The organism is Niallia sp. Man26 (assembly GCF_022049065.2).
GTDB lineage: Bacteria > Bacillota > Bacilli > Bacillales > Cytobacillaceae > Niallia.
This window is the reverse complement of sequence record NZ_CP095743.1, coordinates 3,837,378-3,859,078: the sequence shown is the minus strand read 5'-3', so window position 1 is coordinate 3,859,078 and position 21,701 is coordinate 3,837,378. Positions and strand designations below refer to the sequence as shown.

21 protein-coding genes and 1 pseudogene are annotated in these 21,701 nt (G+C 35.0%); 16 read left to right on the top strand and 6 right to left on the bottom strand.

The genetic code is table 11. The features are described from left to right. Window positions 1-3 precede the first annotated feature (3 nt). From L8T27_RS19265 to rlmH, 4 genes are all read left to right on the top strand, one after another. Window positions 4-792, top strand: coding sequence for an MBL fold metallo-hydrolase (locus tag L8T27_RS19265; RefSeq protein ID WP_192486398.1), 789 nt, complete (start codon window positions 4-6; stop codon window positions 790-792). Between the two features lie 242 nt (window positions 793-1,034). Next, window positions 1,035-2,240, top strand: a complete 1,206-nt coding sequence (locus L8T27_RS19260) for a S1C family serine protease (RefSeq protein WP_233319055.1) — start codon at window positions 1,035-1,037, stop codon at window positions 2,238-2,240. Between the two features lie 206 nt (window positions 2,241-2,446). Beyond that, window positions 2,447-2,608: a CxxH/CxxC protein gene (locus L8T27_RS19255; RefSeq protein ID WP_192486417.1), complete on the top strand. Its 162-nt coding sequence runs from the start codon at window positions 2,447-2,449 to the stop codon at window positions 2,606-2,608. Between the two features lie 80 nt (window positions 2,609-2,688). Continuing rightward, entirely contained in the window at window positions 2,689-3,168 is a 480-nt protein-coding gene (gene rlmH / locus L8T27_RS19250; protein ID WP_192486400.1) for a 23S rRNA (pseudouridine(1915)-N(3))-methyltransferase RlmH, read from the top strand. Window positions 3,169-3,497: 329 nt separating this feature from the next. On the opposite strand, the gene L8T27_RS19245 is transcribed toward rlmH, so the two are convergent. After that, on the bottom strand, window positions 3,498-3,980 hold the full coding sequence (locus L8T27_RS19245; protein WP_237942177.1) for a GyrI-like domain-containing protein: 483 nt from the start codon (window positions 3,978-3,980) through the stop codon (window positions 3,498-3,500). Between the two features lie 109 nt (window positions 3,981-4,089). Here L8T27_RS19245 and L8T27_RS19240 point away from each other — a divergent pair, with 109 nt between their 5' ends. After that, window positions 4,090-5,052 (top strand): helix-turn-helix transcriptional regulator, encoded by a 963-nt coding sequence (locus tag L8T27_RS19240; RefSeq protein WP_237942175.1) that lies wholly within the window; start codon window positions 4,090-4,092, stop codon window positions 5,050-5,052. 213 nt (window positions 5,053-5,265) lie between these two features. On the opposite strand, the gene L8T27_RS19235 is transcribed toward L8T27_RS19240, so the two are convergent. Beyond that, a complete protein-coding gene (locus L8T27_RS19235; protein WP_192486409.1) occupies window positions 5,266-5,751 on the bottom strand; it encodes a hypothetical protein in 486 nt (161 codons plus the stop codon). Window positions 5,752-6,001: 250 nt separating this feature from the next. On the opposite strand from L8T27_RS19235, the gene L8T27_RS19230 reads away from it, so the two are divergent. Further along, window positions 6,002-6,880 (top strand): radical SAM/SPASM domain-containing protein, encoded by an 879-nt coding sequence (locus L8T27_RS19230; protein WP_233316168.1) that lies wholly within the window; start codon window positions 6,002-6,004, stop codon window positions 6,878-6,880. 168 nt (window positions 6,881-7,048) lie between these two features. Beyond that, the gene (locus tag L8T27_RS19225) at window positions 7,049-7,870 is read left to right on the top strand and encodes an alpha/beta fold hydrolase (protein ID WP_192486411.1); all 822 of its coding nucleotides are present in this window, start codon (window positions 7,049-7,051) and stop codon (window positions 7,868-7,870) included. 56 nt (window positions 7,871-7,926) lie between these two features. On the opposite strand, the gene L8T27_RS19220 is transcribed toward L8T27_RS19225, so the two are convergent. Both L8T27_RS19220 and L8T27_RS19215 read right to left on the bottom strand, forming a co-directional pair. Next, window positions 7,927-9,066, bottom strand: coding sequence for an MGDG synthase family glycosyltransferase (locus L8T27_RS19220; protein WP_237942173.1), 1,140 nt, complete (start codon window positions 9,064-9,066; stop codon window positions 7,927-7,929). Between the two features lie 4 nt (window positions 9,067-9,070). Next, a complete protein-coding gene (locus L8T27_RS19215; protein WP_237942171.1) occupies window positions 9,071-10,066 on the bottom strand; it encodes a metal-dependent hydrolase in 996 nt (331 codons plus the stop codon). A 533-nt stretch (window positions 10,067-10,599) separates the two neighbouring features. On the opposite strand from L8T27_RS19215, the gene L8T27_RS19210 reads away from it, so the two are divergent. Beyond that, the gene (locus L8T27_RS19210; RefSeq protein ID WP_237942169.1) at window positions 10,600-11,358 is read left to right on the top strand and encodes a DUF6270 domain-containing protein; all 759 of its coding nucleotides are present in this window, start codon (window positions 10,600-10,602) and stop codon (window positions 11,356-11,358) included. Between the two features lie 158 nt (window positions 11,359-11,516). Here L8T27_RS19210 and adhP read toward each other — a convergent pair whose 3' ends face one another. Then, on the bottom strand, window positions 11,517-12,539 hold the full coding sequence (gene adhP / locus L8T27_RS19205) for an alcohol dehydrogenase AdhP (RefSeq protein ID WP_237942168.1): 1,023 nt from the start codon (window positions 12,537-12,539) through the stop codon (window positions 11,517-11,519). A gap of 206 nt (window positions 12,540-12,745) precedes the next feature. On the opposite strand from adhP, the gene L8T27_RS19200 reads away from it, so the two are divergent. The 4 genes from L8T27_RS19200 (at window position 12,746) to L8T27_RS19185 (ending at window position 17,543) form a co-directional block, all read left to right on the top strand. Then, entirely contained in the window at window positions 12,746-13,708 is a 963-nt protein-coding gene (locus L8T27_RS19200) for a DUF4822 domain-containing protein (RefSeq protein ID WP_237942166.1), read from the top strand. Window positions 13,709-13,752: 44 nt separating this feature from the next. After that, the gene (locus L8T27_RS19195; protein WP_248574465.1) at window positions 13,753-15,204 is read left to right on the top strand and encodes a sensor histidine kinase; all 1,452 of its coding nucleotides are present in this window, start codon (window positions 13,753-13,755) and stop codon (window positions 15,202-15,204) included. A 15-nt stretch (window positions 15,205-15,219) separates the two neighbouring features. Continuing rightward, window positions 15,220-15,915 carry a response regulator transcription factor gene (locus L8T27_RS19190; protein ID WP_237942162.1) on the top strand — a complete coding sequence of 232 codons (696 nt, stop codon included), beginning with the start codon at window positions 15,220-15,222 and terminating at the stop codon, window positions 15,913-15,915. A 221-nt stretch (window positions 15,916-16,136) separates the two neighbouring features. After that, window positions 16,137-17,543, top strand: a complete 1,407-nt coding sequence (locus tag L8T27_RS19185) for a PQQ-dependent sugar dehydrogenase (RefSeq protein ID WP_237942160.1) — start codon at window positions 16,137-16,139, stop codon at window positions 17,541-17,543. Between the two features lie 10 nt (window positions 17,544-17,553). Here the strand turns inward: L8T27_RS19185 and L8T27_RS19180 are convergent, their stop codons facing one another. Then, entirely contained in the window at window positions 17,554-18,114 is a 561-nt protein-coding gene (locus L8T27_RS19180) for a YybS family protein (protein ID WP_233316100.1), read from the bottom strand. Between the two features lie 219 nt (window positions 18,115-18,333). Between L8T27_RS19180 and L8T27_RS19175 the strand changes: the two genes are divergently transcribed. The 4 genes and pseudogenes from L8T27_RS19175 to L8T27_RS19160 form a co-directional block, all read left to right on the top strand. Then, a complete protein-coding gene (locus L8T27_RS19175) occupies window positions 18,334-19,050 on the top strand; it encodes a VCBS repeat-containing protein (protein WP_237942159.1) in 717 nt (238 codons plus the stop codon). A 182-nt stretch (window positions 19,051-19,232) separates the two neighbouring features. Beyond that, on the top strand, window positions 19,233-20,372 hold the full coding sequence (locus tag L8T27_RS19170; protein WP_237942157.1) for a glycosyltransferase family 4 protein: 1,140 nt from the start codon (window positions 19,233-19,235) through the stop codon (window positions 20,370-20,372). Next, window positions 20,359-21,378, top strand: coding sequence for a hypothetical protein (locus tag L8T27_RS19165; protein ID WP_237942155.1), 1,020 nt, complete (start codon window positions 20,359-20,361; stop codon window positions 21,376-21,378). Before L8T27_RS19170 ends, L8T27_RS19165 begins: the two co-directional genes overlap by 14 nt. Window positions 21,379-21,542: 164 nt before the next feature. Then, window positions 21,543-21,695 (top strand): annotated as a pseudogene (locus L8T27_RS19160) (phosphonate ABC transporter permease); the annotation flags it as partial. Between the last annotated feature and the right edge of the window lie 6 nt (window positions 21,696-21,701).

Below are 21,701 nucleotides of genomic sequence, written 5' to 3'. Positions count from 1 at the left end.
AACATGCATTTTAGTGTTCTCGCGAGTGGGAGTACAGGCAATGCTATATATGTAGAATCAGGGGAACATGCTTTTTTAGTTGATGCAGGCTTGAGCGGAAAGCAGATGGAAACACTGTTCCAAGGCATCGACCGAAAAATGGACAAGCTGTCTGGTATATTCGTTACACATGAGCATAGTGATCATATTAAAGGTGTTGGCATTATAGCGAGAAAGTATAAGCTGCCAATTTACGCTAATGAAAAGACGTGGAGGGCAATGGAGCCTCTAATTGGGGAGATACCGGTTGAACAGAAGTTTCAATTTGATATGGAAACAGTCAAAACATTTGGAGATGTCTCCATTGAATCATTTGGCGTTTCCCATGATGCGGCAGAGCCAATGTTTTATATTTTTCATCAAGGAGATAAAAAGCTTGTGCTTATAACGGACACTGGCTATGTGAGTGACCGCATGAAAGGGATTATCCGCAATGCTGACTCCTACGTTTTTGAAAGCAATCATGATGTACAAATGCTCAGAATGGGAAGATATCCGTGGAATATTAAAAGAAGGATATTGAGTGATGTTGGCCATGTTTCCAATGAAGATGCTGCTATTGCAATGAGTGAGGTCATCGGTGACCGCACCAAGCACATTTATTTGGCACATTTAAGCATGGATAATAACATTAAAGATTTGGCAAGGATGTCAGTGACACAAACTTTAGAACAGCGTGGTATTGAGTTATCAGATCAGTTAGGCCTGTTTGATACAGATCCTAAAAAACCGACAAACTTAATGGCCATCTAAATGAAAGCAAGCAGAATTATTCTGCTTGCTTTTTTTGTTCAGCTTTTAAGTCATAAGCAAGATTTCAGCTTAATAAAATGGTTATGGACTACAACTTCCTTCATTACTTAGTTTGTTTTTACGAGAAATAGGAAAAATTAATAAGGTAATTATAGGTGCAGCTTTGCTAAGATAGCGTTGTCTTTAAAGAATAAGGACATACTAAGAAAAACATTGTTAAAGAAGGAAGGGCGGTATTAAAGATGGCAAATGATGAGGAATTTCGTTATGAAGAATATAAACGGAGCAGACCTCAGCGAAAACGCAGAGGCTACTTTTTTGCTGGCTTAGTTGGTGCAATTATTGGGGCATTAATCATTGTCCTGTTGCTTCCCCGTTTATCACAATTAGGAATACTGTCCATGCTGCAAGGTTCAAACAGCGGAACAAATTACAGTGGAATCACACAAGGTGTAACTGTTGATGTTGATACAGATGTTACAAAAGCAGTTGATATTGCTGCTGATGCAGTTGTCGGAATAACAAATTTACAAGAGTCAGGTTTTTGGGCAGATGCAAGTGAATCCGAGGCAGGCACAGGTTCTGGAGTTATTTATCGCAAAAGCGGAAATGCTGCTTATATCGTAACAAATAACCATGTTGTAGAAGGAGCTTCAGAGCTTGAGGTTACCCTTGCAAACGGTAAAAAAATTAGTGCTGAGCTTATCGGTAGCGATATATGGACTGACTTGGCAGTGCTTAAGGTGAGTTCACAGGAAATTACGAAGGTTGCTGAGTTCGGGAATTCAGACGCGCTTAAGTCAGGCGAACCAGTTATAGCTATCGGAAATCCCCTCGGTCTAACCTTTTCTGGTTCGGTTACACAAGGAATCGTCTCTGGGCTCGACAGGACAATTCCAGTTGATATCAATAATGATGGAGTTGCTGACTGGCAATCAGAGGTTATTCAAACCGATGCGGCAATCAATCCAGGTAACAGTGGAGGAGCACTAGTTAATATTAAGGGTCAGCTTATTGGCATTAACAGTATGAAAATCTCTGAATCCTCTGTAGAGGGAATAGGTTTGGCTATCCCTATTAATTCTGCCATTCCCATAATAGAAGACCTCGAGCAGAATGGTGAAGTACAACGCCCTTATATGGGAGTTGAGCTTGAGTCTGTGAGCGATATACCAGGGTATTATCAAGAAGAGGCGCTTAAGCTGCCAAAAGACTTAACTACAGGTGTTGCCATTAAATCAGTCTCTCCTAATTCTCCTGCAGAAAAGGCAGGCTTAAAAGAATTGGATGTTATTGTTGAACTGGATGGTGAGGAGATTACCGATTTAGTAGAACTTCGCAAGCATTTGTATACAGATAAAAAAGTCGGCGATAAGCTTAAAATTAAATATTATCGTGAAGGTAAAGAGAAAACAACAGAACTTACATTAGCAGAAGATAAGATGTAAAGGAGGGGAGATTGTCCCTCCTTTTTTGTTTTATTAAAAAAGGTATTGATTATTAATTGTGGACAATTATTTCCTGAAGAAGTTGCAGTTTCAGCAAGGAATGGTAAGATGGAGTGTGGATAACTTGTTTTGATTATAAAAAGCAAAAATATCCACAGACTAAAAAAGAAATAAATGAACTGAACAGAACAAAGGAGTTTATGAGTATGATATACAGCTGCGAGGAACATGTTGATATAGCAATAGATACAATCGTTAATGAGTATGAAACATTCCCGTCTTTAGAGAAAATAGACGAAGAAAAAAAGTTATCAACAACCTGTGAATATTGTAAAAATAACGCAATATATATTGTGGCGAACAAGTGATTCCATACTATATGTGGATTAAAAATGTGGATATGTGGATAACTTCTGTGGATATATTGTTTGTAAAGTGAGGAATAACTGTGAATATCTCGATTATAACTGTTGGGAAATTAAAAGAAAAATATTTAAAACAAGGAATAGAAGAATATACAAAGCGACTATCAAGTTATTCTAAAATAGAAATAATTGAAGTGCCAGATGAAAAAGCCCCAGAGGTTTTAAGTGAGGCAGAGATGATTCAAGTTAAGGACAAAGAGGGGGAAAGGATACTTGCAAAAGTGCCGGCTGACGCTCATGTCATCGCATTAGCCATAGAAGGTAAACAAAAATCCTCCGAAGAGCTTGCCGAAACATTGGATAAGCTCGCAACCTATGGAAAAAGCAAAGTAACCTTCATTATTGGTGGTTCGCTAGGCTTGAGCAGCCAAGTATTAAAAAGGGCAGACGACAAGCTTTCCTTCAGTAAGATGACTTTTCCCCATCAGCTTATGCGCTTGATATTGGTGGAGCAGGTTTATCGGGCGTTTCGGATTAATCGGGGGGAACCGTATCATAAGTGAATGATTCTCTCGTTCGCAAGCAAGTGTATGTAAAACGTGAGGAATAATCATGTCAGGACTAAATGTGTTAGCTTCTTAGCTAGGCCGAAGTAATGAACTGGCACATAAGCTTGTTCAAGTAGAATATCATGATGGTATGGTAGAAATAGTTACCGGGAAAAGAGAAGCACTTAACAGCTCCTCAACTAAAAAGAGTTAAAAACGCTTATAAAACATTAAAAGCTAATTTTTTGTTCAGTCAGGATAATCTTATTAGAAGGAATATCCTGACTGAACAAATACAAATTACAGCACTCTAAGTCAATTGTAATCACATTTGCTATTAGCTTTTATTTCTTAACAACCGGAATCCACATTTCACCATATATTAAACCGTTTCGCTGCTCCATCTCAACACTTGCGTTTGGTCCACCAACATAAGCGATATTCTGTACTTCTGGTAAGACTTGACCAAAGGCAATCCCAGTAAGTTTATTGCTTAGCTCCTCAGCTGTCAGTGCTTCTCCTTTGACAATTAAATAGAATCCTTTAGGAAATTGGATAACTCTAGATTCCTCTTCTGGTAAGGTTTCCTCTGACATGACACCGGCATAATGCATCATTTTGTTATTCACTGCCTCGTTAACAGCAAAAATATAGTCATTTGTAGCGAGTGCTTTTAAAGTGTTAAGTCTTCCATCTTTTTTGACAGCTTCCCAGAAATCTGACTTTTCTTTATTTATACCAGCATAGTCTGTATAATCGCTTTTTAGCTCAATTCCCAAACCTAAAACCGTAAAGCTTTCTTTTTCTTCTAAAGTATACTCTGCCATATTCAAAACCTTCCTTCTTGAAATTTTTCAAATGACTTGTGTTTTCATTTGATGTGTTTATAATAACCTTTAATCATGTCAAAAAATGATACTGTTTAGGAGATCCTTTATGAAAAAAGTTGAACGGATTAATACTGTTATGCGCTATATTAATAATCGTGCCCATTTTACAATTTCTGAAATCATGCAAGAATTTAATATCTCTCGTTCAACAGCTACCAGAGATATCAAAGAAATTGAAAGTATGGGAATGCCGCTTGTTGCTGAGGTTGGAAGGGACGGAGGATATTATGTAATGAACAACTCTGTTTTGCCTAATGTTCACTTTACCGATAGTGAAATCAAAGCTCTTTTTATTGCCTTCATGGCAACAAGAAATCAACAGCTCCCATATCTTAAGAGCAGACAGTCTTTGGCTGAAAAGTTACTTGGCCTTCTTTCAGAAAATCAACAAGATGATTTAGTGCTTTTAAATCAAATTTTACTGTTTGAAGGAACCAATCCTCATAATCCTGATCTTCTTGATTTATCAGATCTTCCACATCCAACATTGGAGAAACTTATCCAAACACTACTTTTGGATAGCTATTTACTGATTAACATTAAAGAGGAGAAGGAAATAAGCTCTTATCCAATTTTTCTCCTGCATCTGTACCGTGAAAAAAGTCTATGGATAATTGAAGGCTTTGATTTAAAAGACGAAAAGAGGAGAATTATTCCTGTCGACAATCTCACCAATGTAGAGCCATATCCTACAAAAAATAGAGTAAGTAAGAAAAAGATTTTAGAAAAACTACATAAACAGCAGGAAGTATACAACATTGTCTTAGAACTTGGTCCAAGGGCGATTGCACAATATAAAAAATACCATCCACTAAAGGTATCCATTTCTTATACGAATCCTTATCAAACTGCAGCTATTCTAAAGGTTTTTATTAACGTTAAAAATCCAGAGGAATTAACTGAATGGACAAACTGGTTGCTTTTTTTAGGTAGAGATATCAAGGTCAAGGAATTGCCTGAAGAGGTTTTAGATGATTTGCGAGAGAGATTATGGTTATTTGATGCATAAGCGGTGCCAGCACCTATATCTAAGTCGGAGAATTGTACCACAATTAAACATTAGCATTGCCTATGGTACTTTCTTAAAAATAAAAAGGGCATCTTAGAAGGAGTTTTTCTTAAAAAGTTCGCAGTATATAGTATGTAACGTTATCTCGATAAATTAAAAGGCTTGAGCCCCTTAGAATTTCAGAGGTCAAGCCTACTGACACTAAGTCAGTTCTTAATCATCTACACGTTTTGCTCTAGACCGTTTAAACCCGCCGTCCTGCCACAGTTGAAACAAATAGATGATTAACGAAAAACCGACCATCATAGCGACAACAGCTATTGTAGGCAAACTCGATTTACTTGAAACCATTCCTAGCCGTTGCCATATTGGGTAAACTATGTACATAAATCCCCCGTCCAAAAGGATATTAACAATCAAATATATCCAAAACTTCTCATAAGTAAAATGAAATACCCAGATAACAATCACTAAATAGGCTCCATATACCCAAGGAACCGGAATGATTTTATCCCATCCGAACAGACTAGAACCTGTCTCATTCCACCATCCATAATGATGAGCCGCTTGATAGGCCAAGGTATGAATAACGGTCATAAAAAGAGCGACCGGCATGTATCTGCGGACAGTATCCATTTTCAAAAAAAACAAGGAAAGCCAAGGCACTATCAAGAGTGACCAGAGGATGATCTGTTTCATGTTTATTAATACCTCACACAATAGTTTTATGATTAGTGTTGCTCTCGGTTCTTATATTTATTCGGATGCATCCTTTAAAAGTAACTAAAATATAATTGTGATTCCATATATAATGGAATCTATACATAACAAAAATAATAACGCTAGTTTCCATGAATAAGTATGTTTCTATTTATGAACAAATATGCTCTAATAGGGATAGATAATAGTTCATACAGATGTGAGTAGTTAAAGAAGTGAGGAATTAATGGTGAAAAAATTCAAGAAGTTTTACTTAGAGATTACAAGTGTATGTAATCTTGCATGCAGCTTTTGTCCGCCAACAGAACGACAGAAGCAATTCATTTCTGTGGAGGATTTTTCTAAGCGATTAGACCAAATTAAACCGCACACAGACTATATTTATTTACACGTAAAGGGTGAGCCGCTGCTTCATCCTAAAATAGGCGATTTGTTAGACGTAAGCCATGAAAAAGGGTTTAAAGTTAATATTACAACAAATGGAACATTAATTAATAAAAAGAGAGAAAAATTACTAAATAAGCCTGCGCTAAGACAAATGAATTTCTCACTCCATAGCTTTGATGGCCATATTGGTTCTAAAGATAAGGAAGGGTATGTGAGAAGTATTCTTTCCTTTATTAAAGAAGCAACGAGCCAATCTGATATGATAGTTTCCCTGAGATTATGGAATCTCACTCAAGATAATACGACGAATTTGGAAAGAAAACGAAACAGAGAGTTGCTTGAAATTATCGAGAAAGAATTTGAGTTAGACTTCAAAATTGAAGAGAAGGTCACACCAGGAAGTGGTGTTAAACTAGCGGAACGCATCTTTATTAATCAAGATTACGAGTTTCAGTGGCCTGCATTACATGAGGAAGAAGATGATGGAAAGGGCTTTTGCTATGGTATGCGTAATCAAGCAGGTATTTTAGCAAACGGAACGGTTATTCCTTGTTGTTTAGATGGTGAGGGAGTTATTAACCTTGGTAACATTAATGATAATTCATTTTCTGATATTATCGAAATGGATAGAGCAAAAAATCTTGTAGAGGGTTTTTCACGAAGAGTGGCAGTAGAGGAACTCTGCAGAAAATGCGGATATCGTAAAAGATTTGGAAAATAGAGAGGCAATTGAGCAGGAGGTAGTGAGTTAGTTAGATAACTCACTACCTCCTTTAGATTTTATAGACTAAAAACAGGTGAATATATTTGGAAAAAATAATGTTTCCTGTATCCTCCAGCTCCAATTGATTAATAATAAAATCAATTGGAGCTGGAGGAGTGGAACACAATGACTGTCAGTGGATTAAAACAAACCTATCTTAAAGTATCTGGTATCAACTTATACTGTGAATACATATTGAATGATAAACCACCAATTCTTTTGATCCACGGCTTTGCATCCTCAACTTATACGTTTCGACGCATTGTACCTTTATTGCAAGAGCATTATTCTGTCGTTGCTGTTGACCTCCCTGGATTTGGGAAAAGCGAGAAATCGACTTCGTTTATATACAGTTTTCAAAATTATGCGAAGCTAATGTTAGAATGCATGGAACAGTTTGGATACTCTAATGCTCATATTGTTGCTCATTCGATGGGAGGTCAAATAGCGCTTTATATGGCCATGATGGCTCCTGAGAAAGTTAATAAATTAGTTTTATTATGTAGTTCTGGATATTTGAAACGGGCGAAAAAACCGCTCGTTTTCACTTCATATTTACCTTACTTTGAGAAGCTTGTTTATCATTATATTCAAAGAAGGGGTGTCATACATCATTTGAAAAATGTCTTTTTTGACCAAACATTAATCAATGATGAAATGATTCGAGAATTCGGTAAACCGCTGGATGATATGGGATTTTATAAGGCTTTAATCCGACTCCTGCGACATCGTGAGGGAGATTTACTGCCAAAACAGCTGAATGATATACAAGTGCCAACATTATTGATATGGGGCGAGGAAGACCGTGTTGTTCCAGTGGGGGTAGGAAAACGCCTTGTTAGTGATTTACCCGATGCACAGTTAATTACCTATGAAAAGACAGGACATTTAATTACAGAGGAACGTCCAGAGCTTGTTTTTAAGAATATCATGATGCATATAAACTGATAAAGGCAAGTTAATGTAAAAAAGGTGCTTGATTAAGCACCTTTTTTGTTAATTCATTAAGATAGTTTTTCTTTGGCTGCTTCATAGTAAGGGTCGCCAACCTCTAGAATAAATTGCAGAATGTCTTCTGCTGCTTTTGTATTGATAAAATTGCGTTGACTAACAATCATTTCATTTAGTTTCTCACCATTATTTTCAAGTAAACTTGTTAACGTATATTTAATTTCCTTTGGTTTTTTACAGACTACGCCTAAATTAAAGTTCTCTGCAAAGGTTGGATTATCCTCTTCCTGACCTGGCAATGCTCCCGTAATAATAAGTGGCGTATTGGTAGCTATTGCTTCAAACATGACGTTAGGACTTCCTCTAGTAAAGGCAATATCTGCTGAAAGCATGAGATCTTGGATGTTTTTCGTGAAACCATAAATCTCTACTCGATCACCATATTTGGCCTTAAGGGACATTTCCAGCTTGGTTTTTAGATTGAGATTTTTTCCAGCTACTATTTTAACGTTACAATCAAAATGGTTCAGTAAATTGTCAGCTATTTTCTTCATATTACCAACACCTTCACCACCGCTCATAATTAAGCATGTTAAAGATTGGCCTTTTTTATAAAATTTACGATGATTATAACTTTTAGGGAAAAATCGGGATCGGACAGGAAAACCGGAAACCTTTATTTTCTCATCTGGAATCCCAAATTCAATGCATTTATTTTGAGCTTCAGAGGTAGGGCTGATAATATAGTGTGCTCTTTTGTCTGCCCAAAGAGGAAAAATATTCACAAGATCAGCAATGAGAGTAAAGAAAGGAATATGAATATCCTGCTTTTCTAAAATATTTAAGATAGAACCATTAAAGTTAGGATGAACCGATAAAATCATGTCTGGTTTTACATCTTCCAGTAATTTTAGAAAATTATCTCTAATTAGTGATTCGATAAAATTGTCTACTAGATGGGGCTTCAATGCAGATAGTTTCCAAATCATTTTCCAAAGATTTTCAGAGTTTCTTGTGATAGGGCCATAGGATTGACCAATTTTTAAAAGCAACCGTTTACCGAGAGAAAATCCATCTACTACAAAAATTTTCACATCATTATGAGATTGAACTTTTTCACACAATGATTCTGTGATGCTTTTATGCCCATGTCCTGTAATATCAGAGGAGATTATCAGTAATGTCTTTTCCATAGAATCAGCCCTTCTTTAAGATTGCTGTATTTTTTAATTGTTTTATAACTTGCTTATATTGTTTCAAGGAGTACAGTGTACCGATAAAACAGTCTCTAATCTTGTGATCGGATGATACAGAAAGGATGGCAAGAATGGGAAAAAACTTATTGGTACGAAAACGCAGATCCTTCCAATAGACCAAATATCCATTCTTTCTTTTAAGAACAAATGGGTATGCATATTGGGTGCTAGAAAGAAAATCGGAAATAAGCGGGTGGCTTTTACTGTCTGTGACTATTTTTGGATATTCTATTTTCTTTACAAGAGAGTGATCGACCTTAAGACTGCCATTTGAGTAAACTCCAAATAAAAAGTCTTCTTTCGTCTCAATGATAACGTCCCAATGAAACAAGGAAATACGTGGGATTAATTTAATTCGAATAGAGTGATGAAAATGCAGATGCAACGTTCTCTTAATTAAAACCGTCGACAGAGTTCGAACAGCAAGATATAGAATAATAAAGATATAAATAATTAAAAACACTTTGCCCATTTCATAAAACGGCAGCAGGCAAAAGCCCAGCAAATGTACGAATAGGATAGTAGGATCTACTAATGGAATGGAGTCAAAGGCAATCCATTTTTTCGAGAAGGGCAGTAAAACTTGAGTTCCATGAACATTGAATAAATCAAAAAGCACATGCAAAATAACAGCTAAAAATGTCCATAAAAGTAAATGAAGAAAGGAAGATTCCGGGAAAAAGGCATAAATAATACCTGAAACAGCGAGACTCCATAATGGTAATGCTAGGAGAGAATGGGATAAGGAACGGTGATTTCGGATATAACTTCCTTTGCCCTTCATACGATAGATGAAGTCAAAGTCAGGAGCATTTGAACCAATTACTGTTCCAAACATAACAGCTTGTGACAGGGCAGGTTGATTAGCAATAACAGGATCAATATGAGCAAGGGCAGCTAATCCAAAACCCATAATAATGTGAGAACTTGTATCCATATAATCACTCCTTATCATTTTCAATATAAACCACTTTGTATATAGGTAAGTCCTCTTCATTATATTTGGTATGTGTTCCTTCATTCGTGATTTAATGTAAAGATTATGTAGAGATTCTTCTTTTTGATTTTTTCCATGGCAGGTAAATCATAAATGTTCGAACAATTATCTGACCTAAATTACTTTGGATAGGTTAACTTTTTTGAAATTTAAATTTATAGGGTTTATTGAAGTAAAGTGTTCTAATTTAGAAGCTTTATTTTTTTAATGTTCACCAAAGTGAATATTTAAAGCAAAAAATGAGTTAATATAGTAGAAATGAATTATTGGCTTATAACACACCTATGGTAAAATGAAACTATATTTTTACTTATATTTTTTGGAATACTCTAAATGTAAGGAGAATTTACCTATAATAGAATGTAATTAAAATAGTAATGATCAAACTATTTCTAAGTTCTATTTTTAATTTTAGTATTTTAATATTTGTAAGTGTCGTTTTTTTCTTAAATAAGAGTGTTAGAGGAGAAGTTATGAAGATAAAAATAGCCTGTTATGGTTCTTGTATTACTAGAGACAACTTTAATTCTAAATTAAACCCAGATTATAAAAGTATTTATGAATGTGTTGCAACTTCTGAGCACTCATCATTAATAAGTCTTGTAGCTCCAGAAGTAAAGTACGAGGATAATACCTTAGATCTTACTTTAAGTAATTTTGATTCTAGGAATAGAAATATTGTAATGAAGGATTTCGATAGGTCATTTTTAAATGATTTAGTAAAAACTCAGCCTGATTATTTAATTATGGATTTTTTCCCTGATGTTTTTTTTGGTGTTCTTTTTTCAGAGGATAAAATTATGACACATAATGATTGGTTATTTCTTAATACCACTTTTTATCAAGAACTTCCAAATAAATTTGTATTAAAACTAGTTAAGAATTCAAAGGATTATTTAAGTATCTGGATACCAGCTTTTGTGAATTTTATGAATTTCATGAAAACTAATGTGCCTAATTGTGAGATTATTATTAATAAAGCAAGGTTTAGTAATCGTATTTTAGATAATGATAGTATTCAGTACTTACCTTCTCTTGATAATCATAATGAAATTTGGAAAATACTAGATAACTATGTGATTTCAAAGTATGGACTAAGATATATTGAAATGGACCATTCTAAATATTATTTAGCTAAAAATCCAACTCTGGGTTGGAAAGTTTTTCATCTTCATTACTTAGATAATTATTACCAAGATTTTTTAAAAAATTTAAATCAAATGGTAATATAAATTTCAAGGAAATACTAAAATAAACAGAAATATGCGAAAAACAGGAAAAAGCTGAGGTTGCAATTCTTACTTGAGACCCCAGCTTTTTTAAGAGTAACCTAGGAAAGGACACAATTCATTTCTTAAACATAAAAACTACTTTCTACTAGCAAATCACACTAGCACTGTTTAAAATCAATCACCATCCGTCCTTGAATCTTACCATGCGCCATTTCCTCAAAGACATCCTGTACTTCCTCTAAGCAGCGAGATTGCACAATTGGAACTACTTTTCCTTCTGCTCCGAATTGGAACGCTTCTTCTAAATCTCTGCGTGTGCCAACTAATGATCCGACTACTTCTATCCCATCAAGTACAAGGCGTGGAATATTTAAGTCCATCTTCTCTGATGGCAGGCCGACTGCGACAACTTTACCACAGGCGCGGACTGCGTTGACGGCAGAGTTAAATGCTGTTTTTGAAACAGCTGTTACAACTGCTGCATATGCTCCACCGAGTTGTGCTTGAATGATTTTATCAGCATCCCCCTGTGTGACAGGATTGATTGTCATATCTGCTCCTATTTCTTTAGCTAATGTTAATTTATCATCATTAATATCTACTGCAATAACTTTTGCGTTAAATACATGTTTAGCATATTGGATAGCAAGATTTCCTAATCCGCCACAGCCATATATTACAATCCACTGACCAGCTTTTATGTCGGAAACTTTAATCGCTTTGTAGGTAGTAACACCTGCGCACGTGATGCTGCTAGCTTGTGCAGGGTCTAGTCCTTCAGGCACTTTAACTGCGTAATCGGCTGTTACGATGCACTGTTCAGCCATCCCTCCATCGACACTGTAGCCAGCGTTTTGGACGTTGCGGCAAAATGTTTCTCTGCCTGTTGTGCAGTATTCACATCTGCCGCAGGCTTTGAACATCCAGGCAATACTGACTCTATCGCCAATCTTTAAGCCAGTGACGTCATCTGCAATTTTTGATACAACTCCAATCCCTTCATGTCCAAGGATCCTGCCTTCCACATTACCAAAATCACCAGCAGCCACGTGCAGGTCAGTATGACATACTCCGCAGTATTCAACATCTACCAAGGCTTCACCAGATTTTAGCGGTCGCAATTCCTTTTCAATAATCTCAATGTTTGCTTTAGATTTTGGATTAACTACTACTGCTTTCATAAATGTGATTCACTCCTTTAGTGATTAAGAATATTACTAGTTTCCTTTAACCTTATTACGGGTTCATCATAACACGGAAATCCACCATAAAATTGTGAAATATTGAACAATTTATGAATTTATATTTTGTTTATATTTGCGATATAAGGAGTTTAGTATTGGTCTCTAAAATAAAGGTAAGCAAATGATAAAGGAGAGGAATAAATATGGAGAAAAAATTTAAATTGGCAGCAGCAGCTTTTTTAAGCTCAATTACTATTCTTACGGCATGCAGTGATACAACAAATAATGAAGCGAAATCAGACTCTGCAAAGACTCAGCAGACAGAACAGGAAAGTGTGGTCCAACAAACAAAAGGTCAAGAGATGGCCGATATACTAGGCAGCACAAATTGGCAGGGTACTCGTGTTTATGATAAAGATAATAATGATCTTACAAAGGAGAATGCTAACTTTATTGGCTTAGCAAAGTATGATTCAGTGACTGGACATTATGAATTTTTTAATGCCGAAACTGGTGAGACACGCGGTGATGAAGGCACGTTCTTTATGACAAATGATGGTGCAAAGCGTATACTTATTTCCAGTACAATGAATTATCAGGCAGTTGTTGATATAACAGAATTGGAAGCGGATATCTTTACTTATAAACGCATGGGGAAAGATGCGGATAACAATGATATAGAAGTTTTTGTTGAGCATATACCGTATGATGAAAATGAGCTAACCTTCACAACACCAGCGCAAAATTTAACGGCTTCTACAGGGGATATTGTTACAGAGGAAGATGGAGATAATATTCTTGGCAGTACGTTATGGCAAGGTACAAAGGCTGTTGATGAAGAAGGCAATGATGTTACTATGTATAATGAAAACTTTATCAGCTTAGCAAAGTTTGATAAATATACAAATCAATATGAATTTTTTAATCTGGAAACAGGGGAAAGCCGCGGCGATTTTGGTTACTTTGATGTAACCAATGATAATAAAATCCGTGCACATGTTTCAATCGGTGAAAATAAATATGGTGCAGCGTTAGAGCTTACTGAGTTGAATGAAAATAGATTTACTTATAAACGTGTCGGGAAGGATGCTGAAGGAAAAGACATTACCATTTTTGTAGAGCATGAACCATATAAAGGAGAATCAAAACCGTCCTTTAGCTTTTAAGAAAGCATTGACTATCTCCTTTATAAATGGAGAAGGGAATCAAGATGACCATTAAAAATCGGTTTTTAATTTCATATATTGGCGGTATTGTGATTGCGAGTATCTCTATTCTCGCAATCCTATGTATTTTGTTTTATGTAACGACAGGTACTGTTCCGACACCGAAAACATGGTATCAAACCTTTACGAAGCAGCGCTCCTTGAGTCCGGAAGAGGAGCTTGCTTACGTTGAGCTGCGCAATATTGCAAAAACAGATCCAGACCAGCTTTTAGTAGAAGATGTGCAAAGATATTTCCAAGATATTGAGAAAAAGTCACTCGGTGTTGTCATACGCCATGATAAGGATATTTTGTATTATTCCAAAGGCTTAGTTGAAAAATCGCTAGTTGTTCATTTTCCAGTTTTTGATGCAAATAATATTGAAACAAAAGGAACAATAGATAACGCAGGAAGATTATATCGTTTTATTAAGTTTGATTTTTATTATAGTGATCAGACAAAGGGAAGTATTCTCGTGTTAAAAAAGGAAAATAATCTATTAGAGTTTTTTACTAAATGGGGAATTGCTATTATTATCATTATCCTACTTGCATCATTTGGAGCTGTGCTGTTTTTGAATCAGCTATTACGCAGGACTATTATTAAGCCTTTAGAAAATTTAGGACAGTTCATGTCTGAGCTGCGCGAGGAAAACTTAATAATTGAAACACCAGCCTTACCGGAGAGTACTGCAAAGGAAGTGCAGCAGCTGAAAGAAAATTTTGAGAGTATGCGCGCAACACTTTTAGCCTCTAAAAAGGAAAAGCAAGGTCTTGAAAATAATCGAAAAGAATTAATTGCGAGTATATCTCATGATTTAAAAACTCCGATTACATCTATTATCGGTTATATAGAAGGCTTGCGAGAGGGGTTTGCTGATACTCCTGAAAAGCAGGAAAAGTATTTGAGAACAATTCATTCTAAATCACTTGCTTTGAATCAGTTAATAGAAGAGCTCTTTCTGTACTCCAAGCTTGATGCAGAAGCAGTTCCTTTCCAATTTGAACGTATTCAGCTTTCCGATTTTCTTGTGCATATGGCAGAAGAGTTTCAATTATACAACCAAGATGTTAAGTTCCAGATAAATGCGGCTGATGAGGTATATGTTTCTATTGACCGTATGCAAATGAATCGGGCATTTAATAATCTATTTGAAAACAGCTTAAAGTTTAAGAAGCTAGCAGAGCCATTATCTATAACAATAGAAGCATTGGCAGCTGCTGATAATGTTGAGGTATATGTCACAGATAATGGACAGGGAATTGCAGATTTTCAGCTTCCTTATGTATTTAACCATTTTTACCGTGGAGAAGCAGCGCGTACAACGACGACAGGAGGCAGCGGCTTAGGGCTTGCTATCGTTAAGCAAATCGTCGATAAACACCATGGAAAAGTGCAGATTCAAAGTAAGTTGCAATTAGGCACGACTGTAACAATAATATTGGCAAGGGCTTAAAGGGAGGTGTCTATCATGCTGTCACCAAGAGTATTAATTATTGAAGATGATATTAGTATTGCTGAGCTGCAAAGAGATTATTTAGAGATACATCAAATGGAGGCTGAGATTGCAGTAGATGGTTTAGAAGGTGTAAATCGGGCATTAAATGAACCCTTTGACTTAATTGTTATTGACTTGATGCTGCCTTCTTTGGATGGTTTTGAAATCTGCCGGCGGATTCGTGAAAAGAAAAATATTCCTCTTATGATTGTTTCGGCGAAAAAGGAAGATATTGATAAAATAAGGGGACTCGGCTTAGGTGCAGATGATTATATGACCAAACCATTCAGCCCGAGTGAGCTCGTTGCACGTGTACAGGCCCATATAAAACGGTTTAAGCAGCTGACAGGTGCTGGATATTCACAGGATATTCTAGAAATGAAGGATATTCTAGTCGATAAAGGTGCACGTAAAGTATTTATTTTAGGACAGGAGTTTATTTTTCCTACGAAGGAATTTGATTTACTTGTGTTCTTTATGGAGCATCCAAACCGCGTATGGACAAAGGAGCAGCTTTTCAGGCAAGTTTGGTATATGGATGATTTAGATGGTGATGTATTTACAGTTGTAGTTCATGTTGGGCGTATTCGAGAAAAATTAAAAAAAGGGAAATTATCAGAGTTGCCGATAGAGACTATTTGGGGAAGTGGTTATCGCTTTAATAGCTAGCAGAAATGTTTCACATGAAACATTTTAACTTCTATTAGTGCTTAGTTTCATTAAACAGCTTGGTTAAAATGAGTTCGGTATATATCGAACTCATTTTTTTTGTTTAGAGGAGGTAGCTAAGTGCGATCCTTTTTCTCATAAAATCTCCCATCTTAATTTAGTACTTATAAAACAGCTCAAAACATATTCTTATAAAAGAAAATGGGGGGAGGTCAAAGCAGTTGAAAAAAGTTAAAGTTGGTTTACGCCCGATTGTAAGTAAGATAAATTTGCCCACTGTAATGAAAACAGCTGTACTTCCAGGTGATTCTGTTGAAAGTTTATTTATTGCAACCCAGGTAGGAGAAATCTTTTATGTGGGTAACGGGAGGATTAACACTTTTTTAGATATTCGCCCGCTCATCATACAATTAGGCACTAGTGGCGGATATGATGAAAGAGGATTGCTTGGGCTAGCTTTTCATCCTAATTTTAGGTATAACGGTTTGTTTTACCTTCATTATTCTGCAGCTGGAACACAGGGGCCAGGTGTTCAACTAGAAGATTTTAAACCTGACCCATGCAAGCCTGAAACTTTAAAGTTAAGGTGGACGAATCGAGAATCTCAGTATGACCATATAGATAAGGTAGAAGAATGGGGTTTACAATCTAGTCGCCAACCTAAAAAAAGACGGACATTGCTTAACTTAAGAAGGCCTTTTTCAAATCATAATGGTGTCAACAGCTTAAACTTTTCACCTGAAACAGGCAAACTTATTTTAACAACTGGGGATGGTGGATCAGGTTATGAACCATATAATTTAAGTCAAGATGATATGGAAATCGCCGGTAAAATTATTGAAATGGATATAAATAAGTATACATCTACCAATAATCAACCTGTCGTTACTCGTTTTCATGAACTGCCTTCAGACATTCAGGAGATGCTCACTGTTATGGCAAAAGGAGTTCGAAATATAACAGGTATTTCATTTCAAAGTTATTATCATCAGTTTATTAAATATGCAGGAAATGTCGGACAAGATTTGGTAGAGTCTATTTTTGCATTTGTCCATTATAAGCCAATAGCGGTTACTCAGCTTGTTAAAGCTTATGATAGAAATATCAAATCAAGCCAAAAAGGACTGATAAATTTCGGCTGGCGGGGTTGGGAAGGAGATTTTCCTACATCCATTATAAGAGATTGTACGATTAACCCAGAAACTAAGGAGCAAATATGGAGCTTTTATAAGGAAGCTGTGACACTCTCAGGGAGTCGACTTCCGCCTTTAACCAGTTACTTTCATCAAGACCCTAGACCGGATAAATTTAGTGGAACAGCACTAACTGGAGTTCAGCCATACTTAGGAAATGAAATTCCTAGTTTAACGGGAAGAGTTATCTTTACTGATGTTATGCGGAAGAACTCTGCACGTAAAAGAGGTGCTTTAGCATATACAAGTGCAAGACCAGATGGGAAACAAAATGACTTTCACGTGATTGATATTAATTATGACTTTGGGCCGCAGTCAGCATACTATGTTAGCTTAGGATCAAATCTAAATCAAACTACCTTATATTTAGGGGTATATGGGTCTATGAAGGTAGCTGATTATAACCAAGGCACTGTTTTTGAAATAATTCCATAACCTTATATAGCTAGCTAGCAAACACTTTTAATCGTTTAAAAATAATTAAGGCAATTTCGACCCATATCCAGCTGTAAAGGAAGCAACAGAAAAAAATAAGGCCAATAGTAAGATAGGAAAGGGAGTTTGAGAAGGCTGGCCCTAGAATAGGATAGTGCAGTAAAAACAACAGAGTGCTTATGCCTAGCATTAAAGACAAAGTTCCAGCAGCAATAATACTTAATCTGTGTTTAAAGAAGTAAAAGGCTGCCCCAATGCCAAGCCCTAATAATCCTGTTGTAAAAGGAAATACAATCAGTTCTGTTGGCTGAAGGATGAATAGCAATAAAATTGTTTGAAAATAAGCCAGAATTCCAAATGGAGTAGAAAGCATCGAATATAACAGAATAGGTGCTGTGGCAAGGGGGCTTAAAAGATAGCCTATTCCGGGAATAAAGCCGCCCGCAGATTGGAGAACAGCTGCTATACAAGCAAAAATCGCTCCTAAAATAAGCTTTTTCGTCTTTTTATAGGTTTTAAATGTTTTTTGAGCTAAACGAACTTCATTAGAAACAGGTTTGAAATGGTACACAATTTCACCTCATTTTATATTCGTCTATACATTATATAGAAGAGGTGAATTTAATATTAATAAACGAAACTAAAAGGAGACATTTGCCTCCTTTTAGTTTCGTTATTTTAGGAGATATATTTTATCGTACAGACTCTATTGTCATCAAACACCATAGACTGTAGGAACGAAGTAAAAACGGGATATATAAGGAATCGCCAAGCTGAAAAGAGGGATATTATGTATCATTATTATAGGACTGGGGTTAATCAGCCGGAAGTTGTTTCCTTTGCACGTGGTGATGTTAATGGGGATGGAATGCCTGATAATGTCTATTTAACTGGAACGAAGACAGCAGACAGTCCATTTATTCAAAATATTACGCTTCATGTTCAAGATGGAAGAACTGGCCATGTAATAAGTGTTTCCCTACGTGAAAATGCAGGCTACAATCCTGTGTTATTTTTAGGAGATTTCACTGGAGATGGCATCGACGATATTTTTATAAGTATTGCCACCGGCGGCAGCGGTGGAATTATGTATCATTATATATATTCTTTGGAAGGGAATACTGCAAAACTGTTATTTGATTTCAATGTCTATAATGAACAATACCAGTACGAGGTTACGTATTTAGATCATTATAAAGTGAAGATTTTCAGCAAGTTTAATAATCAAAATTATATAATCGATATCTCAACAAGAGATGCAGATTATTTAAATGAAATTTATGATCCTAATGGTAAATTGAAGAGTCCTATCACTGGTTTTGTAAATCCTTTAAGCGGTTTGTATCCTGTAGATTTTGATTTAAATAATGTTTATGAACTATTAGCCTATCAAAAGGTCGCAGGCAGATATAATGCCGATTCTTTAGGTTATGTGCTGAATACTTTAGGCTGGTCAAATAATAGATTTGCGCTGCAAAATCAGTATGTTGCTATTCTGGGCTACTAGTAAAATACTTTCCCAACAATAGTAGTACTTTTCTGCCTTTAATCTTTAAGATTAGCACTCATTTAGTCAAAGGATAAAAAAAATTTAGGAGTAATACAGTTCATCTATTTACTTAGTATTATTTGTAATATAATATAGGATATTAAAAAAGTATAAGATTTAAGTAGTAAGGAAGGCATTAAATGAATAATTTAAAAGGAATTTATAACTTTTCACCCTATATATATTATAGTAATGAACAGCTGATGAAAGACTGTTGTCTTATACCTTATATGTTTCACAAATATCTGGGTTACAATGCTGTGATAGTTACAGCAAAAAAGGAAGAGTATACCTACCTAGAACGGTTAGAGGGCTTGAAAATGGAAATACTGGGTACCCCAATTGATATAACCGAATGGGTGGAATTTTGCTGTGATTACATTTCTGAGAATTATAAAAAGATAGATGTTATGTTTTGCTTTGGAGCATATCCTTCACATAGTAAGATGGTTTCTCATTATAAAAGTCTTCGACCTGATGGTAAGGTTATCTTGAAATTAGATGCTAATATTTACTGGGAAGACAGAATTCCATTTCGGGATAGTAATTATAAATCATTCCTTGGTAATTGTGATGTAATAACTGTTGAATCTAAAAAGTTAAAGCAGCATTTATCTAGAAAGTGGCCATATAAAATTGATTATATACCTAATGGTACTCCTGGTATTAAAAGGAGAACAATCGATTACTTGGAAAAAGAAAATACTATTTTGACGGTTGGAAGAATAGGAACAAATCAAAAGGCAAATGAGATTTTATTGGAATCTTTTAGACGAATAGCTAGTTCTCTTCCACAATGGAAAGTAAAGTTAATAGGAAACATTGAGGATTCTTTTAAACCATTTATTGAGAATTTTTTCAAAAGATATCCATTCTTAAAAGAGAGAATTATCTTTACAGGAAAGATACTAGATAAAGATGTTCTTGAGGATGAATATAGAAAAGCTAAGATATTTGCTTTGACATCAATTTTTGAAGGAGGTACACCTAACGTTTGGGTAGAGGCTGCGAGGAATGGCTGTTATATTATTTGTAGTGACATTGATGCTGTGAATGAGGCAACTAATTGGGGGCAGTGTGGTAAAAGCTTTGAAATTAATAATATAATGCAATTATCAAATGTTCTTTTAGAAGTTTGCAATGATGAAAGTTACTTTGAAAGAGGTTGTTTTGATATTCAGGAGTATCAAGATAGATTTTTTAATTATGAAAAAATGGTATATAAGCTTGATAACCTTTTAAATATGCCAGTAGGGGAAATAATATATGGAAAAAAGTAAAGAAATAACCCTTTTTGATAGAAAAATAACCCTTTCTAACAATAAGTTATTATTCGAGGGGGATATTGTCTATGATTTTGAAGATAGATATCAAAATATATCTTCTTTAGCTGTAGAAAAACAAATTCAAATCTTCTATCAATTAATTGAATTAATAAATGGTGTTAATGTATCAAGTATTATTAAAGCAGAAACTATTTTAATACTTTCCCAAATATTTAAGAATTTATCAAGTACGAACAAAAAATCATCGTTACTAACTATCGGAGGAAGTGTTTTCAGCAAAACCTATGCTGAAATAATTACCTTTTTCGGAAGTGAAAATAAACTTTACGAAGTTTTTCAAAGTAAAGAATCGGTTGAACATCCATTGGAGAATATAATTCCACTTTTTATAGGTGAAGATTTTAATATGGATTTTCTTGCTGAGAACTATTTTTCATTTATTTTAATAAATGTTGATTCCGTTAGTAAATCAGTAGAAACGGTAATTTCCGAATGCAATAGATTAATAAGTAAGCATGGCAATATAATTTGTTATGGATCCAATTTGTATGATTTAGAAAAAATAAGCTCCTATTTAAATAATAATGCTGTTGTCTATCAAATAGATAACGAGAGATTCCTCATTAATATTAACATGTGTGGAAATAAACTATTTGAAAGTAATGTTAAAGAACGAATTGTTAAACTTATAGAGCTGAGACATTCTGAACTATTTCCTAAGCTAGAATTTGTTATGTCTGAACGTCCAATTTCAAAAAATGATGAGTGGTATACCATAATCGATAATGCCATTTATCTTATTGCAGAAATAGAAACAATAATATCCGAAAATCATATGTTATTTGACAATAACGACTTAAAATTTCAAACAAATGAAGTGAAAAATGCTCTGTTAGATATTAAATACGAAGCATTTTTAAATAGAAGACATTATGACTTCTTTCAATCTAACTTATTTGATTGTTATAACAGTTGGATTGAGAATTTAAAGAATATGTAACAGTAGAGGTAAGTTGCTTTAATTCTAAAATCGTAGATATTATTTTCTTTTACTTTTATAACAATATAATACATGAATTATATTTTCTTCTTTAAGAATACTACAACAAAAAATAATAAGCTTAGCTGGGCTTATTATTTTTTCATCATTACATTAGCAGCTGAGCAGGTGGTATTGGATTTGATATGTTTATGGCCAGCAATTTCTATCTGGATATTAGAGAAATAGAAGCAATAACGTAATTTATTTTAGCCGTTGCCATTCTGCTTGAAATGGTAGCAATTCGATTAAAGAGAAAGCTGAAGGTTAATGGGTAAAACTAA